This window comes from Colwellia sp. (genome assembly GCF_013214175.1).
Classification (GTDB): Bacteria; Pseudomonadota; Gammaproteobacteria; order Enterobacterales; family Alteromonadaceae; genus Colwellia.
Map to the genome: position 1 here is coordinate 132,489 of NZ_JABSPA010000009.1, position 18,827 is coordinate 151,315.

The following is an 18,827-nucleotide window of genomic DNA, read 5'->3' on the forward strand; positions in this document are numbered from 1 at the left end:
GTCCTAACGTTAATTTTACCGGTTAGTGTTAAAAATGAACTTATAAAATTAACATTAGTGATAAGAGTTTACATAACAAAATCTGCCTATCTTAAATTTAATTTGAGAGACAATTTTTATTAATAGAGGTTAAATAACATGGAAAAACTCGCATCAGTTGTGAACGCATCTGCAAAAATCGATATCCCCTCGTTGTCAGAAGTTATTCGACAATATCCGTGTTCTCAAAATACAGCACAACATATTGCTCAAAGTCGTCACACGATAAGTCAAATTTTTAAAGGGCAGGATGATAGGCTCCTGGTGGTTATTGGTCCATGTTCTATTCACGATATAGAAGCATCATTAGAATATGCTCACAAGTTAGTAAACATTGCTGCTAATTATAATCAACAACTACATATCGTGATGCGTACTTACTTTGAAAAACCTCGTACTACCGTTGGTTGGAAAGGATTGATTTTCGATCCTTATTTAGATGGGAGCGATGACCTTATTACGGGGTTATTTACTGCCAGAAAACTGCTAGTGGATATTAATGATTTAGGGCTATCAACAGCGACTGAATTTCTTGATGTGACCAGTTTTTTTTATCTATCTGATTTAATGAGTTGGGGGGCTATAGGTGCTAGAACAACTGAATCACAAGTGCATAGGCAGATGGCGTCAGGTTTGAACTGTCCGATTGGTTTTAAAAATGGTACTGATGGAAACATCACTATCGCAGCTGATGCGATGACATCGGCTGCCCACCCACACTTGTATCCAATGCCTGATTTCAATGGTGGAATGTGTGCGGTTAAGAGTAAGGGCAATACCACTTGTCACGCAATTATGCGCGGTGGAAAACAGCCAAATTATTATCATCAAGATATAACTGCCGCAGAAGCCTTGTTAAAATCTCGTGATTTATGTACAAAAATCATGGTTGATTGCAGTCATGGTAATAGTCGTAAATTACATTTAAATCAATTGCGTGTTGTTGAAGACCTTTGTCGACAACTCGCCCATGGATCGAGCGCTGTTGCGGCAATAATGGCAGAAAGCTTTTTACGAAGTGGTAATCAATCACTAAACACAAATCACTCGTTACGCTCTACGCCATTAAATTATGGACAATCGATTACTGATGCCTGTATAGGGTGGAGTGATACCGAACGCTTGCTAGATATGTTGGCCGAAGGCGTAGAGTCACGTCGTAAAATGCGTCAATTAGAACAGTTTTTAGTTTAATAAGAAGACCGTAACATGCCAACTACTATTGAATAATATAGTTAATATTTAGCCTGGTATACTCCCGACAAATTTTGCATCTCGAATCAAGTTATGTCCTATTGGTTTTTTCGTTATCAGCTGTCTCTCGTTATATAAGTCGAGTGTTGTAAATAGGATCATCAGCTAATTGATAGTGAATCTCTGATAATAACTACAACTTTGTCGTTTGAATAACGTGGATTTCGCGGTCAAAACTACCAATGGCACGCCAAGGTCGAATGGGGTAGGTTTACTGTGGGTATCGGATCTTTCGCAACAAAAAGGTGATATTCAGTATTGTATTGAGTATGTGAACAATGATGATACTCCATAAACTCCCTATAAAGAAAACGGATAACTAAATCTGCCTATCTAAAGGTGAAAGAAGCATTATGCACGGAAGAATAAACTTTGTATTTCAATATCGGCTACCAGCACTAAAACTCGCTGCTAGCCGAACGGTTAAGTAATTAAAAGCTATAGGTTGCCGATAAGCCAACATTTCTTGGATCGACAATAGCAGCATAACCTGTAGGGTATCTACGATTAGCAGGTTCAATACTAGTGACTTCCTCTTGGTCTTGAATGTTATTAACAAAAGCAGTAACTAACCAGTTATCAGTTTCATAATTAACATTAATGCGTGTAAGTAAATAGCCGCCAGCAACACGTTCCTGGGTATTAGCAAAATCACCATAATATTCATCTATGTAATTTGCTGAAACGCCCACATTAAGCATTTCAGTCAGCCAATATCTACCGCCAACTTTAGCAGTAAAACTTGGTGCAGAGTTAAGCTCATTACCGGTTGAGTCGGCAAACTCCTCTCCAGCGTCGGTAATTTCCGTACTAAGTAAACCTAAAGCAGCATTTAACTGAAAATTATCAGTTAGCATAGCTGAAGTTTCAAGCTCTAAACCATAAGTTATAGCATCATCCATATTGATGATTTTTCGGGTCGAGCTTGTTGCTTGATAGTTATTATAGTCATTGTAAAAAATATTCGCGCTAACATTAATATTGCCATCATTGAAACTGCTTCTTGAACTCAGCTCATAAGTATTGACCGTTTCAGGCTCGTAATAATAATACTCACTAGTGACGAAGGTTATAGCACCGCCACCTGCATTATAACCACGACGACCACTGACTGATAACATAGTGTTGTCAGACAATTCATATTGTAAGGCTAACTTTGGTAGCTTTATTCTTTTATTATTATCGAGTTGGGCTTCGAGTAATGTGCCTTTAAATTGCATATTAAAGTTACGTTTTTGAGTTTCATCTTCAATACGACCACCAACAATTATCTTCCAAGCATCGGTCAAAGCGTAATATAATTCACCATAAATTGCCGTCGAATCGCTGCTGTCAATGCCGTCATATATCGTTGCTCCGCGACTGTTCAAGTCTTGCTTTCGGTCAAAGTGTGCTAAGCCAACAAAACCATTGAATTGGTCATTATTCAAACCAAAATTAATTTTGGCATCAAGCATTTTATCTGTTTCATTCACCCGTACTTGTGATTGACGTGTGGCAGATTTTTCATAAGTATCGAAGCCAAATTTATAATCCAAATGATACATTAATAGGTCGATTGACATTGAATCATTAATTTTATAATCGAGCTTTAAGCTGATGCTGTCTGATTCAGTATTCATATAGCGCTGTGTAATTGGAACAAATTCCCATGGGTTATCGCCTGTATAGAAACTTCGTCCGGTGTCACCTTTTTCACTACTGTTTGAATAAGCCAGAAGTGCTGAAAAATCTTCGATATTTGCTGGCTTCCACAATAATTTTGTTTTTAAACGGTTAGTTTTTACTTCATTTTGATCAAAGTTTATTGGGTTGTTTTCATAGACCAAACCGTTATTTACCGATTCACCGTCTAATCGTTGAGCGGCTACTCTAAAGGCTAATTCATCGTCAATGATAGGACCAGAAGCCATTATTGATGTATCGACAAAATTATTTTTATTGCGATAACCAACGCGAGCAGCGCCTTCCCAATAAAAAGTTGGATCTTTTGTTTTTATATATAACGCACCACCTATGCTATTTCTGCCATTATTGGTTGACTGAGGTCCACGAAAAACTTCAATTTGTTCGATATCCCAAATACCGGAGTCTCCCGTCAAATCCGCAACAAAAGGCTCTACTACACCGTCAATTAATGTTGATACACGCGCCTTAGCGCCACCACTTATGGAGTTAAAGCCTCCTGCTGCTCCATTTCCTGAGACCCCACGTATATCTGGAGCAGAGCCAGAAAGAACCACCACGTTAGCAATATCAGATATTGCTTCAGAAACGGTTAAATTTTGTAGTGATTTTAGCGCTTCTTCCGTAATAACCGAGACCGACGAAGTTGTATCTTTCAAAGAGCGTTCTCTTTTTTCACCATATACCATGATTACTTCAATTGATTCTAATTGCTCTCTTACGTCGTTAGCCTCAGCAGCAAAGACCTGCGGTACCATTAATGTACTAAGCAAAGCGGCAGTAATAGCGTTAACTTTAAGTATTGTGTTTTCCATGTGTTTCCTTACTTTTTCTTCGTAAAATAATTTAAAAATTGATACCCGTTTAATCAATATTTTGATCGGTATTTTTGAATAACTATCAAGAACAAGGTATTGGTGAAAATGTGAATGCGCGTTAATTTACTAGAATAAGGATGCGATTACAAATGATAATTGTTTCTATTTGCATGTGTGTTTTATTTAAACTAATATATACGAAATTTTTAACCTTAATAGACAGGAAAGCTGTGCTGTTACAACTATTCGCATTAGGAATAACACTAATAGGCGTATTTATTCTTTATCTCACCAATAAACATCAGAGCTTTATTCACAAGCCTTTAGCTAAGCTTTGGCGCATACCTTCCTATCTGTGTTTTTTATTAGCACTAAGTATTTGGCTACAGTTGCTAGCGATAAGTGCTGCGGTTTTTATTTGGATTTTTACTACCATGTCAGTACTTATTGCTATTCCATTAATTTCTTTAATAAAACGTCAAGGAGAAAAATATTGACTCGATTAAGTGCGCTCGAAAAAATTCAACCACATTGGTGGTTAAAAACATCAGCGGGGCTAATATTGGGTTTAACATTGAGTTACGCACTGATAGGCACCTTTGCTTGGTATGGCCCAGGAGGTATTGATGCTGCAGTAAAGGTGCAGTTTAATATGTGGATGATCAGTCCAATTTGGCTAACGATTTTAACATTCAGCTATTTATTCAAAACGGGGCTAAAAGCCATTATTTATTTAGGCTCAGCAAACATTATTGCCTACGCTATATTCTTTTTTTTACGGTGGTATTAATGAGAATTCGAGGCGATATTCTACGCACATATCAATCCATTCATACTTGGACTGGCATCATTAGCGGTCTGGTGCTTTTTATTGGTTTTTATGCTGGTTCATTAACCATGTTTAAAACTGAAATTGAATATTGGGCAACACCACCCAGTATGCACTTATCATCTATTCCTATAGAAAAATTTGATCGCCTCATTGTACAAGCGACATCTACATTTGATAAAGCCCAACATGGTTTCACACTTAACTTTAATCAAAAATTATCACCAATGACGTGGTATCAACAAGGTGGTGGGCGTAGTATTCATTTAGATAGCACCATCAATCATGCAACCTTATCTGCTGATGGTGAGTTAATGACTCAATTAAGCCCAACAAATGAATTGGGAGAATTAATTGATATGCTTCATCGCACCGCAGGAATTGCAGGCAAAGTTGGTCATGAAGATATAGGGGTCTTGATTTTAGGTATTGCCGCTGTTTTATATTTTTTAGCGCTCGTATCGGGTGTTATTTTTTTACTGCCTACCTTGGTAAAAAGCTTCTTTGCTTTAAGAACAAATAAAGGTGTAAATCGTTTTTGGTTAGACAGCCATAACCTTGTCGGTATTATCAGTTTACCTTTTCATTTAATTATCGCTTGGACCGTTGTGGTGTTTGCTTTTCACGATATTTTTTATGGAGGATTAAGTATTATTTATGGCGATAAACCTCTGTTTGAACCCAGTAAAAAATCAGCCATTGAATACCATGTTAAACAGCTCCCCCCCATATCAAGTTATATAAAACAGGTAAATGAACTGACTGATGGTTATAAAATTGATGCACTAAAGTTTTCAGGTTTATCATCTGTAAGACCTATGGTTGCTATTAGCATTATTAATCCAAAAGAAATGATGCGTAGCAATACCGGTGATATTATTTACATGAACCCCTACACTTTTTCTGTGCAATACAACAGCGCTTCAGCCGATAAGAATGACAATTACACACCTATTGTGGTTAGTTTTTTCTCACTACACTTTGGTAGTTATGGTGGTAATTTAGGGCGTTGGTTGTATTTTGTTATGGGATTATTGGGGGCGTTTATATTCTACAGCGGTAATTTACTCTGGCTCGAAAAACGACGAAAAAAACAACCAGAGCAAAGTAAGTCAAACCGTTTTATGGCATCACTCACTATTGGCATTTGCTTAGGCTCAATTCTAGGTGTAGTTAGCACTATGCTTTCAAGCAAGTGGCTATATTTAGCGAACATGCCTTTTAATAAGAGCTTTATTATTTGTTACTACACTGTTTTTTTTACCGCCTTACTTTATAGTTTTACTCGTGGTGCGGCGCGGGCGGCAATCCACCTCCAACAGTTAGTAGCATTAGCTTGTCTGGCAATACCTATGACCAGCTTACTCGCGAAATTGATACCTAATTTAGCTTTATGGAACTCGAGCAGTTCTTCTGATCTGATCATTGATATGACAGCTTTTATTTTTTCAGGCGTGTTTTTTTACAGCGCACAAAAAACGAGACAACGCGCCTATGAAGGGGAGAGCAATAGTATTTGGACACTGCCATTTGAACGTATTGAAGTGACAGCCGAACCGAATCTATAACTTTGCGATTTGTTTTTAAATTTTCTATAGACTAAAACCTATATGATAGTGACTTGCCATTTCAGTTTGCAGTGACCGCTTTGTAGCTCCGTCCATGGCAGCGATTAAGTAATAGTTAAAGCCTACTTCATTGGTATCCAGTTTTTTATCCCGAAAAAATTGGATACCACCATCGGTAAAGACAACAAAAAAACGAGATGAATCACAACCTTCTTGATAGGCTTAAAAATGATTTATACAACGATATAAATTTCAATACCAAACACTGGCACAAGCATATCTAAAATTAGGCCTTACCTAAATAGTTTTAACCCCCTCTAAAATATAACTCTTTGAATAATAATGGGTATAGATGTTTATGCAGTTGCTGCAGAGTGTTTATTTTCTATAGCAGTAACACAAATGTAGTCAATATAGGCTTGTTATTGTGGATTCATGAACGCTAAATAAATTTTCCTATTTTCTATATAAACAATTCATCAACTCCATCAATGCAAGTGAGAATCATTCCTGTTTACATGTAATATTTGTTCCTATATAATATTTTCAACAAAAACTTAACTGGATATAATTTGTTATTACAAGTGAATGTTGGGCATGCCGATTGGTGGTCTAAAATAAGCGCGTTAGGCACCCCATTGGTTCAGCAATTTGGGGAAAAGTGCCAAGTTACTTTTTTATGGCGTGACCTAGAGGGTAATGAGAACGTTTCTTCAACTCATATGGTATATGTCGAGCTTAACTGTCTTACCGATCATCACCTTAAGCCCCAAGAAATGACAAGAATTTCTGGCACAGATGTCTGGCATTGGCAGACATTAATATCTTCTGATTGGCACGGTACTTACTTTTTTATTCCGATAACAGTGGATAACTTAGCTGCGTCACATTTACTTAAACATTCGGGAATGAATACCGATAATGAAACCCGTCATCGTAAAGAAAACCATCGACGATGGTGGCGTGACATTTTAGCTTTAGCTGTTGCCGACTCTTTCAACAATTTTAGCCCTAAGCATTGTTTTTGGGGGGGGAATCGTTCACTGCTATATTTGCCATATGCTAAGCGAAGTAAGGCATGGCAAGCATGGGATGCTTCAGAAATATTGCAATCCCCGCCAACAAATAAGGCATGTCAATCGTTACGAACTTTGAATTGGACAAGCACCTTATTACAAAATTCTCGTCCGATTTGGTTGTTTGAAACTAAAAGCAGCAATGTTGAATCATCTGCTGACAAACCATTGGTTTTATTTTTAGACGGCGAAAACTGGGCAGAGATAATGCCTCTTTTTTCTGTATTGCAAATGTTAACCGATGAGCATTGCTTAATACCCGCCATCTACGTATTTATTGGTAACGTTTCAAAACAACAACGACCAGCTGATTTGGGTTGTAATCCGTTATTCTGGCAAGCAATTAATAACGAACTATTTAGTAAAATTGATAATTGGTTTGATGGACGAGTCTCTCCGCATCAACATTGTGTTGTTGGTCAAAGTTTAGGGGGGTTAGCTGCAATGTTTGCAGGATTAAGTCGTCCTGACATGTTTAATCATGTGATATGTCAGTCTGGTTCATTTTGGTGGCCTGTGCCATTACTAATGAGCCAATGGATGAATGATGAACATGTGGCTAAAGAACGAGAAAATGGTTGGTTAACGACTCAAGTATTAACGCATAAAGTTGCTAACAAGAGCGCCAATATAGTGATGCAAATAGGCAGTGAAGAAACGCGCTTAAATGCACTTAATCACCATTTTTATCAGTCACTTGTTAGTTCAGGACATCAAGTTACATTGACTGAGTATCGTGGAGGTCACGATCAGGTTTGTTGGCGAGAAGGGCTAATAAAAGGCCTTCAAGAATGGCTAAAGCCAAAGGCCAAATTATCTCAAGAAACAAGAGGTATACCTGTTTCATTAATAAATAATTTCTAAAACCATGGAACCGCTAATTGCGGTCATTAAGGATAAATAATGCAAAGCGAATACCTAAATCCATTTGACAACAACCAACATAGATTCTTCGTACTAATGAACGATAAAGATCAGCAAAGTTTATGGCCACATTTTACCAATATACCGGCTGGCTGGCATGTTGTCTTTGGTCCTGATGAACGTGAAAACTGTATTACGTTTTTATCTGATCTTTAATCGAGATCTGTTTAAACGCTGGATATATGTCATTTTCACGCTAGCAATAACTTAATTTAACGTCACTTAATTAAAGGATTTTATAGTGCCAAATACTATTTTGACCTCACCTTCTACAGTAGAAAGTTTTCCCATTGTTGGACCACAGCTAGGCATTTGGTTAGCCGATCAATTAGCAACAGAAAATAATGTCTTTACCGTTGCTCAATACGTCGAGCTTTGTGGTGACATAGATGTTGCGGCACTGAAAAAAGCAATTAAGTTAGGTTTGTCCGAAGCGGATACTGTACACAGTACTTATGAAAATAAATTCAATGGGGCAATTCAAACAATCCCTTTGTTACCATTACTTAAGCAACCATATGATGCGATTTTTGTTGACCTCTCATTTGTTGACAGTTCAATGGCAGTTACTGATGAAGATCAAGCAATATCATTAATGCACAGTGATATTCAGCAAGCACCAAGAGCGAGTGACACAGAACACTCATATCATCATAAAATTATTAAACTCAGTTCAAAAAATGGCAAGCAAAGATGGTTTTGGTATCAACGTTACCATCACTTGATGTTAGATGGCTTTAGTTTTACTGCGTTAACACAACGTATTGCCGTTATTTATTCGGCATTAGTAGCAAAGAGAGCGATTGGTGACAGTCCTTTTACTGCTTACAGTCAGGTTATTGCTGAATATGTAACTTATGACATGTCGAATAAAAAAGAAAAGGATAAAGAGTTTTGGTTAAGTTACTGCGAGAAAGTACCTGCTCAAGCATCTATGTCATATCGGTCATCAACGAGTTCTGATGGTTTAAATACTGCTGTCATCCGGTATAAAATTTCATTGCCTAATCGTGTTCTACAACAAATAGAACAACACGCTGACTTTGCTATAGCCGATATTACGAGTGCAGCAATACTTGTTTATTTGTCCAAAATAACTCGTCAAGAAACGATATGTATTGGGTACCCGTTGATGAGACGAATGGGCTTTCAAGCATTAACTACCTTAGGTACAGCCGTTAATGTATTGCCGCTGGTAGTGACATTATTGCCTGAGCATACGCTTAACAATATTGTTGGTTTATTGGCTAAAGAGATTAAAAAAGTACGTCGTCATCAACAATATGAAGCTGAGCAAATTCAACGTGATATAGGGTTAGCTGGCGGACAACATCGTTTATATAGTGCAACGCTAAACTGTAAATTATTTGATTATGCACTAGATTTTGCAGGAGTAAGTGCTAATACTCATCAACTTGCAACAGGCCCAATCGAAGATATTGAATTTGCTGTTTACGTTCATCAAGGTGAACTTTCTATTGAGTTGTCAGCTAACTCATCGCGATATACTGAAGCTGAGTTACGATTGCATGGTCAGCGTTTGGTTTACCTGTTAACTCAATATGGTCTTGATGCTGAAAGTAAAACAGATAGAAAAATTGCATTGTTGTCATTCATCACCCCAAATGAAGCAAGCAAACTCGCACAATGGTCAATGGGAAGTGAGCTCAGTACTCATCAATATGGCAGTTCAATTGTCACACTTTTAGCGAAACAAGCTGCAGAACATAGCGGTAATACTGCCATTATATTTGAAGAGCAACAGTTAAGTTTTAATCAGTTCTCTGGTCGTGTTAATCAATTAAGTCGATTGCTTTTATCACATCATGTTAAACCAGGTGATTTAGTTGCGGTAGCGTTACCTCGAGGCCTGGAATCAATCATTTCAATATTTGCTATTATGAGTATTGGTGCTGTGTATTTACCTTTAGATTTAAATCATCCACCTGAGCGTTTAGCCATGATGTGTGAAGATAAAATACCTTGCATAGCATTAATAATGGAAGAGCAAAAGCACCTCCTACCTGACACCATTGAAACGTTATCTTTGGATGATAAATCAACCTTAGCATTACTCAATGCTTGTTATGATTCACCTTTAGCAAAAGATATATATATTTTTGAAAAGCATGATATTGCTTATGTGTTTTATACTTCAGGCTCTACAGGCCGCCCTAAAGGCGTTATGGTTTCTCATGGCGCATTAATTAATTTAGTGGCAGCGTTGGCTGACAAAGTTTATTCATGTATTAATGACGATTTCATCGAAAAAAATAGTCGTGAAGTCAATGAACAACTCCATGTCGCTTTAACGGGATCATTATCATTTGATACGTCATGGGATCCAATAATATTGATGTCGCTAGGACATAAATTACACTTATATACTGACGTAGTAAAACAGGATGTATATGCGCTACTCGATCTAATCGACAGAGACAAAATAAATACTTTGGCAGTAGCGCCGTCGTTAGCAACCCAACTTATGCAAGCTGGATTATGTGAGGCTGGTCGGCATCAACCGGCATTAATGACCATCTGTGGAGAAGCTATCCCTCCCTCTTTATGGCAGGCGTTACAGCATTCATCAATATCAGCACATAATATATATGGGCCAACAGAATTTACTGTTTACGCAACAAGTAAGGAAATTACAGCACAATCAGCCGATGTTTTTATAGGGCAGCCGTTTGCAAATACAAGCGTTTATGTACTAGATGAAATCCTAAAACCAGTGCCTTTGGGAGTTAATGGCGAGTTGTACTTAGCAGGCGATAATATGTCGACAGGATATTTAAATAGACCTGAAATAACCGCAACAAAGTTTGTCGCTAACCCTTTTGTTGTTGGCGACGTGATGTATCTTACTGGCGACATTGTGCGATGGTCAACGGATGGAGAACTGATTTTTGTTGGTCGATGCGATAATCAAGTTAAAGTGAGAGGCTTTCGTATTGAGTTGGGGGATATTGAGTCGGCATTATCATGCCTCGAAGTAACTAAAGAAGTCACGGTTATTCTTGATAAAACAGAAAATGGAAATCGGTTATTGGCATATTGCACAGCGATCAATACCACACTGTCCAATGAGCAAGTAATTGAGTCTATTTACGATAAGCTTTCAACAACGTTGCCAGCTTATATGCTACCCGCTATTATTACCATTTTGCCCGAAATGCCGTTAACGGTGAGCGGTAAAATAAATAAAAAATCATTACCTAAACCATCAGTAGTGAGTCAACATTTTACTGTACCTACTACGAGGGAAGAGGTTGTTCTGTGTGATGAAATAGCTACCATACTAGGACTAGATAATGTTGGTCTCGATGATGATTTTTTCAAGATGGCTGGCGATAGCATTAGTGCTATGAGGCTTAGTATAGCGGTGCGGAAAAAAGGATTTGATCTTAAACCTCAAGATATTTTCACCGATAGAACGCCAGGTAAGATGGCGATTTCTATGACAGAATTGTCAACAAGCACTATTAATGAAAAACAAATGAAACAGCTAGGTACAGACGATAGTCTCGATGTTTATTCACCTCACGGTACATATCAAGCTCAATCAGTAATGCCAACACCTGATGAAGTTAAGTTACTTGTTGAACATTACGGCGAACAATCAGTTATTTTGCCAACATTGCCATTACAAGCGGGTTTATTGTTCCATACACAAGTATCAGATGACGACAGCCAGTATAGTTTTACTACTAAATTAACGCTTAATGGTGAAGTTAACACCGCACAACTTCAAGAAGCAGTCGCCCGAATAATTTTTAAATATCCTCAATTAGCCGCTAAATTTGATGTAGAACTTACTGGAAAACCGCTACAGCTCATACCGTCAATGACAGTGGCAGACGCTCGTTGTAATTGCCCTGTTATTGAACGCGATTTTCGTCATATGAATAATGCATCAAAAGAAAAAGCATTACGCTCTTTTGAAATGGCAGAAGCCTATCGAAACTTTAGTGTGAGTCAACAAGGTGCAATTCATACCGCCGATGAAGGCCGATTATTTTTTGTTACTTTAATTAGAATGGATGATGTTAAATACGAACTTGTGATCACTGCTCATCATCTTATTATTGATGGCTGGTCGACTCCTATCCTATTGCGTGATCTATTTAATAGTTATCATAATATTGAAAGCCTAAATATTGGCTCAGAAAGTACATATCAAGATGTTGTGTATCAAATGGCCAATCGCACAACTCAAGAGGCTGAGTCACAATGGAAGTCTGCGTTAGCAAACGTAACACCGACTATTGTTTACCCAGAGACAACGCATAAATCATCACGCGTTGCTGAACTGCATATGTCGTTAGATAGTGAGTTAACGGGGAAGGTAAATCAGTTTTGCCAGCAACATGGAATTACTTTAAACACACTTATTCAAGGCGTGTGGGCAGCACAATTAGGCTCAATGACGGGTCGAGATAATATTGTTTTTGGTAGTCCTGTCTCCGGGCGTTTTTCTGACATTAACGGTGTTGATGAACAAGTAGGGCTTTTTAGTAATACGCTGCCGGTAAGTGTTAATTTTAATGCCAATGAAACCTTATTGTCACAGTTAATTAAATTGCAAAGGCAACAAATTAGTTTGATGTCGCATGACTGTTTGGGATTAGGAGAAATTCAACGTCTTGTGAATGTTGATAATCTCTTTGATACCTTACTTGTCGTTGAAAATTACCCTGTGCAGGAGTCATTGTTAACTCAATCATTTAGAGGTGTGACTATTGAGCATGTCGAAAATAGGGGCTATACCCATTATCCGCTAACAATTCTCGTATTACCTGGAAAAAAAATTCGAGTGTTATTTGAATATAGAGACGTAGTCTCCGAGCCTCAACGTTTAGCTGAACGTTTTATTCAACTTATTGCACAAGTGGTTAACGATCCATCGCTAACATTAGTCCAGTTAATCATGCAAACTGAAAATGATATTGATGTCATCAATACTGCAAACGATACACACATCGACTTACCAAATTACTCTTTGCGTGAGCTATTACGTACACAGGCGACTAAATCCCCATCAGACGTTGCGTTAAAGGATGGAAAACAGACCTACACATACCATCAAATGCGTAACATTGTTGAGCGTGTATCACAGGGTTTACTGCCACACATTGTCTCGTCAAAAGTGAGCACGTCAGGCAATATCGTAGGTGTTGCTATTCCTCGAAGTTGTGAGCTGAGTATTGCATTGCAATCTATTATTGAAATAGGCGCAGCTTATTTGCCGCTTGATAGTACCTACCCAAATGAAAGGTTAGCGATGATGTTGTCTGACGCGAATGTAGATACTTTGCTAACCACTCAAGAGCATTTTTCACGGTTTACAGAAGGGGAGTTTAGCCAGTTATCGATTAACGTTATATTGATAGAGTCGTTAATCGAAAAGACCAGTGATGATGGTGACAACGAGATAAGCGTAGCTTTTAATCATAACCCAGTAATAGAAAAGGAAATCTCGCCAAGTGATGCGGCTTATGTCATTTATACTTCAGGCTCTACTGGGCGGCCCAAAGGCGTTGTTGTATCGCATGAAGCTATCATTAATCGTTTATTGTGGATGCAAAATGAGTATGGCTTAACGAGTAGGGATGTTGTATTACAAAAAACCCCTTCAAGTTTCGATGTTTCAGTATGGGAGTTTTTCTGGCCATTAATTCAAGGTGCATCTTTATATATGGCACCACCTGAGGCGCACCGTGATCCCGAGGAATTATTAGATCTTATTGTTTCAGAAAATATAACAACATTGCACTTTGTACCTTCTATGTTGGCAGTGTTTATTGACTGTGTAGAGGACTCGCCGAATTTACCCCAAATGAACTCTATACTTCAGCGAGTATTTTGTAGTGGTGAAGCCTTGTCTGTAGCATTGGCTGAGAAATTCCAATCATTATGCAGCGCACCGTTGCATAACTTATATGGGCCAACGGAGGCTGCTGTTGATGTGACTTATTATGCTGCAGAAAAAGCCATTGGTTCGAAATTACAAGGAGTGCCCATCGGATCACCTGTATGGAATACAGAATTACGGATATTGGATCATCAGCTTCGCGCTGTTGGTGTTGGTGTTGTAGGAGAACTTTATTTAACTGGCCGTCAATTAGCTAATGGTTACTTGAACAGAGCAGAGCTTACGGCAGACCGATTTATTGCTGATCCATTTCAACATGGACAAAGAATGTATCGTACTGGTGATATGGCAAAATGGCTACCCGGTGGGAACGTTGAATATTTAGGACGAACCGATGACCAACTTAAAATCCGTGGATTAAGAGTTGAAATTGGTGAAATTGAACAAACGTTACTGCAACTTAAACAGATAAAACAGGTAGCGGTTGATGCAAGAATATTGACCAATACACTATCAAGTAATCTATTGGGGGATAACCGTCAGCTAGTGGGTTATTACATTAAAGATGTGAATGCAGTAATTAACCATGAAAATATGCTCGCCGAACTATCGCTATTATTACCTCCACATATGGTACCTGCTGTATTGGTAGAGATAAGTGATTTTCCATTAAGCGCCAACGGTAAACTCGATAGAAAGTCATTACCGGATCCGGAGCAAAGTGCTAACTTATCGGGTAGAAAGCCTTCTGCTGGAGCTGAAACCATTATTGCACACGCATTTGAAAATCTTTTAAATGTTGAAAATTTGTCTGCACAAGATAACTTTTTTAATTTAGGTGGACACTCTTTGATAGCCATGAAACTCGCTGCAAAGTTAAGGTCAACATTAGGGCTGCCAGTATCTGTCGGACAAATAATGGTATCACCAACGGTTGAAGGGTTAGCTGAAGTGCTGGTTGATGAAACATTAAGGCACGATCCAGAAAAAGCAGGCTTTGGACATATTTTGCCGATAAGGCAAGGTCAAGGTGTGCCATTAATATGTATCAATCCTGGTTCTGGGTTTTCATGGCAATACACCGGTTTCCCTAAGCACCTTAAAGGTGATTATCCAATAATCGGTTTGCAATCACCTCGGCCAAATGGAGCCGTTGCAGTAAGTGCTAATATGGATGCTGCTATTGCACATTATTATGATGCGCTCAAGCGGGTACAACCAGAAGGACCTTATCATTTTCTTGGTTATTCGTTTGGTGGCACCGTTGCTATGGCGTTAGCAGCAAAATTAGAAAGCCAAGGTGAACAAGTAGCTTTTGTTGGCTTACTTGATACATACCCACCTGAAGGACAAGAATGGAAGCGACCGACTGAAGCCGAAGCAAAAGAAGAAGTTGAACGCGAAAAGCGTCAATTTTTAGCTGCCGCGGAAAATGATATATCAGACGAAGTTTCATTAGCTGAACAAAATAAAATGTTTACTGATATTGTCGCAAATTATGATGATACAGTCCGTTTATTATCGGATGCAACCACACAACCATACCAAGGAAAGGTTCACTTATTTGTTGCCGAAAAGACATTACCTGAAGGCTGGGATGTCGAAAAGTCATGGGCACCATTTGTGCGTGATTTAGTTCAGTTTAGATTGCCATTTTCCCATGACAATATTTTATCCCCTGATTCATTAATGTCTATAGGCCCTATGCTATCGAAACTGTTGATAAATAATTTAGTAAAAGTAAAAGTAAAAGTAAAAGATAAATGATTGAAATTATTTATCTCATAACGAATTAAATAGCTTAGTTTTATTAATATAAAAGGAGGTTGGATTGTAGTAGTTTTGGCGACTATTTATAGTTTATATCTCGCTTTGGTGGCGATAGCGTCTTAGATTTAATACTCTATTTTATGTGGATATTAGATGATTCTACTGTCTGCTTTTTAGATTTTTCACTTAATCGTACACTAAATGTTGGGTAAAGTTTTGGGTACAAATAAAGAAAAGTATTTAAATTAGAAGGGCAGATTTAGGCCTCAAAAATGCCATTGTAGGCATTAAACCTAATGACTTCTTTTAGCTATCTGAACATCCTAATTATGGTCTTGTTCAGAGTGAAAGGACTTAAATGCGCACTAAACTATTAATTTAGTGCGCTAACGACTAATTTTTATATTTAGAAGCTATACGTTACGTTAACACTTCCTTGAGTAGGTGCGCCGTAAAAGCCAATATTCTTTAAACTAGTGATATATTTTTCATCGGTAATATTATTAATATTTGCTTGTATTGAGAGACTCTCTGATACATTCCAACGAGCAAAAGCATTAACAAGTAAGTATGAGTCTTGTTTAACTGTTGCAGCAGCATTCTCGGTTTTGGATTGCCATTTACCACCTAAGCCCATCATTAATTCAGGTAATTGCGGTAAGGTATAATCTATTGAGAACTTAACCAGATTTTCTGGTTCCCATACACTGGTACTTTTACCTAATTCATCTTCTATATCTAAGTTTGTGTAAGCAAAAGTAACATTGAGGTTATCAGTTAAGTGGCCAACAACTTCCAACTCAAAACCTTTTGAGTCCATTGTTGTGCCTTCATAATAATAGTCTCCTAGGTCATTGATACCGGCAAAAACGGCTATATTGTCTTGTTCAGCACTGAATATAGCAAAGGTCGCGAGTAAGTTATCATCAAACCATTGTGTTTTTACGCCTATCTCGTAGTTAACACCTTTACTTGGGTCTAAGAAATGGCCATCGTAATCATACTGTTCTTGTGGTTGATACACATCTGAGTAACTTGCATAAGCATTAATATCATCAGTAATCGAATAGGTTGCCGCTAGGTAAGGGCTAATTTCATTTTCATCATTATCTACAGCACCACCAGAGTTATAACCTTTTCGGCTGTAATCAATGGCATTAAATCCGGCTATGATAAATAAATCATCGCTTATATTTAACTTTGTTGAGCCAAATAGGCGTGTCAGCGTTACATCCAGATCAGAATATTTAGCTTTATCAAGCCATTCAGGCTCAGGAATAGAGTTTGTCGGATATGGAAAAGCGGGAGTGAATGTTACGGTAGAACCCTGATTTGGAAAATAAGGTGATGCTGCAATGGAAGCATTGGTAAAGGAAATCGCATTGCTTTTAGAGGTACTGGCACCAAACATTAATTCATGGTCTTGGCCAAATAAGCTGAATTGACCTTTTGCGGTTAAGTCAAATAAGTCAGCGCTAAATTCAGAGTCATAACGTCCTGGTAAACCTATTAAGCCGAGATTAGTTTCACTGTCGAAAGCACCAAGAGGATCATAAACATAAAATAATTTACTTTGGTCTTCAGAATCTTGTCGATTATAAGTTGTTTTTATTTCCCAATCATTATCGAATGTATAAGCATACTCAATAAAAGCGTTGATATTGAGAGTGTCCCACATAGTCCAGTCTTGAGTTGGACTGGTGCTAACATCAAAGTCTGCCTGCGTGCCGTCAGCATAGGCTAGTGGTAAGCCGCCCCACATAACGCCATCACTATTGGCATCTTGATATGAAGCGCCAAAGGTTAGTGTTGAGTTGTCTGTTACTTGTCCATCAACTACAGCCGAGAAATAGGTACGGTCATCTTCTAAGCCATCAAGATATGAGCCTGAGTCTTGTGCAACAGCAACAATACGTGCCGCCCAACTGCCACTTTCGGTTAATAAAAATGAAGCATCTGCTTGTAGACGTTGAAGATCATCCGAGCCTAGTATTAAAGATACTTGCGCTTCGTTTTCATTTGTTGGACGTTTTCGCACATAGTTAATAGTACCTGCAGCATTACCCACACCCGTTAATTGACCATTAGCACCACGAATGACTTCTATCTCTTCATAGCCGTAACTTTCCATGGCGCCAGTAACGAGACCCCAGCCGTTAGGTAGGCCAATGCCATCAATTTGCGTACTTTTAATATCAAAACCACGAGAGGTATATCTGGTACGGTTAGTTTCACCGCGCTCTACGGTAATACCAGTCGCCATTTGCAGTACATCATCAATGTTATTAACCGCGAAGTTCTTAATTTGCTCAGCGCTGATAACGCTAATTGATTGTGGCGTTTCATTAAGCTCCATGGTTAAACCAGTGGCACCTTTACTTACTCGATCGGAACGAACGCCAACAATTTGTATTTTTTCAATTTCTTTGTTGGTATTTTCAACAGTTTCTTCAGCCTGTACTTCTTCGGCATAAGCAGGGAAGCCCATGGCCAAAACTAATGAAGAGAGTGCAAAAACGTGTTTAATTTTCATGTTTACCCTTAATATTTATATGTTTAATATGTTTAATATGTTTAATATGTTTAATATGTTTAATATGTTTAATATGTTTAATATGTTTTTTGTGTAATGGAGTTTTTGCACTACTATACATTTTCGTACATATGTATACAAATGAAAACCATTATTATTTGTATTACCATTCTTCTCATGGCTTGTTTTAAGCTTAAAACGGTGGCCATACGTACAATATAAATATTATTGATAATCATTATTCTAGGATTTGTGATGCGTGCTTTGACGTCCAGAAGTTAAAATACGGACTATGCCTGAAGTACACCAAGTCAAAGTATTAGCTAGTGCTAAAGTGGCCTAATCAGTGAACACTCCTTATCAAAAACGACTTGTAACCCATATCGTTAAATATAATCAAAACTTCGGTTTTTCATGTGATTCGATGTTGACAGCGAAATGGTTAACTGACGAAG

The 18,827-nt window shown here is 38.0% G+C and carries 8 protein-coding genes; 6 read left to right on the forward strand and 2 right to left on the reverse strand.

Going from position 1 to position 18,827, the window contains the following annotated elements:
* Positions 1–159 precede the first annotated feature (159 nt).
* Positions 160–1,233: a 3-deoxy-7-phosphoheptulonate synthase gene (locus HRT55_RS18425; protein ID WP_291623578.1), complete on the forward strand. Its 1,074-nt coding sequence runs from the start codon at positions 160–162 to the stop codon at positions 1,231–1,233.
* Between the two features lie 491 nt (positions 1,234–1,724).
* On the opposite strand, the gene HRT55_RS18430 is transcribed toward HRT55_RS18425, so the two are convergent.
* Positions 1,725–3,794: a TonB-dependent receptor gene (locus HRT55_RS18430; RefSeq protein ID WP_291623580.1), complete on the reverse strand. Its 2,070-nt coding sequence runs from the start codon at positions 3,792–3,794 to the stop codon at positions 1,725–1,727.
* Between the two features lie 496 nt (positions 3,795–4,290).
* On the opposite strand from HRT55_RS18430, the gene HRT55_RS18435 reads away from it, so the two are divergent.
* From HRT55_RS18435 to HRT55_RS18455, 5 genes are all read left to right on the forward strand, one after another.
* Entirely contained in the window at positions 4,291–4,587 is a 297-nt protein-coding gene (locus HRT55_RS18435; RefSeq protein ID WP_291623581.1) for a hypothetical protein, read from the forward strand.
* Positions 4,587–6,194 carry a PepSY domain-containing protein gene (locus HRT55_RS18440; protein ID WP_291623582.1) on the forward strand — a complete coding sequence of 536 codons (1,608 nt, stop codon included), beginning with the start codon at positions 4,587–4,589 and terminating at the stop codon, positions 6,192–6,194. Before HRT55_RS18435 ends, HRT55_RS18440 begins: the two co-directional genes overlap by 1 nt.
* A 572-nt stretch (positions 6,195–6,766) precedes the next feature.
* Complete coding sequence (gene fes, locus HRT55_RS18445; protein WP_291623583.1) at positions 6,767–8,134, forward strand: enterochelin esterase; 1,368 nt, start codon at positions 6,767–6,769, stop codon at positions 8,132–8,134.
* Between the two features lie 39 nt (positions 8,135–8,173).
* Positions 8,174–8,350 carry an MbtH family protein gene (locus HRT55_RS18450; RefSeq protein WP_291623584.1) on the forward strand — a complete coding sequence of 59 codons (177 nt, stop codon included), beginning with the start codon at positions 8,174–8,176 and terminating at the stop codon, positions 8,348–8,350.
* 85 nt (positions 8,351–8,435) lie between these two features.
* Positions 8,436–15,836 (forward strand): non-ribosomal peptide synthetase, encoded by a 7,401-nt coding sequence (locus tag HRT55_RS18455; protein ID WP_291623585.1) that lies wholly within the window; start codon positions 8,436–8,438, stop codon positions 15,834–15,836.
* Between the two features lie 409 nt (positions 15,837–16,245).
* On the opposite strand, the gene HRT55_RS18460 is transcribed toward HRT55_RS18455, so the two are convergent.
* Positions 16,246–18,372, reverse strand: coding sequence for a TonB-dependent siderophore receptor (locus tag HRT55_RS18460; protein ID WP_291623586.1), 2,127 nt, complete (start codon positions 18,370–18,372; stop codon positions 16,246–16,248).
* Positions 18,373–18,827: the final 455 nt, after the last annotated feature.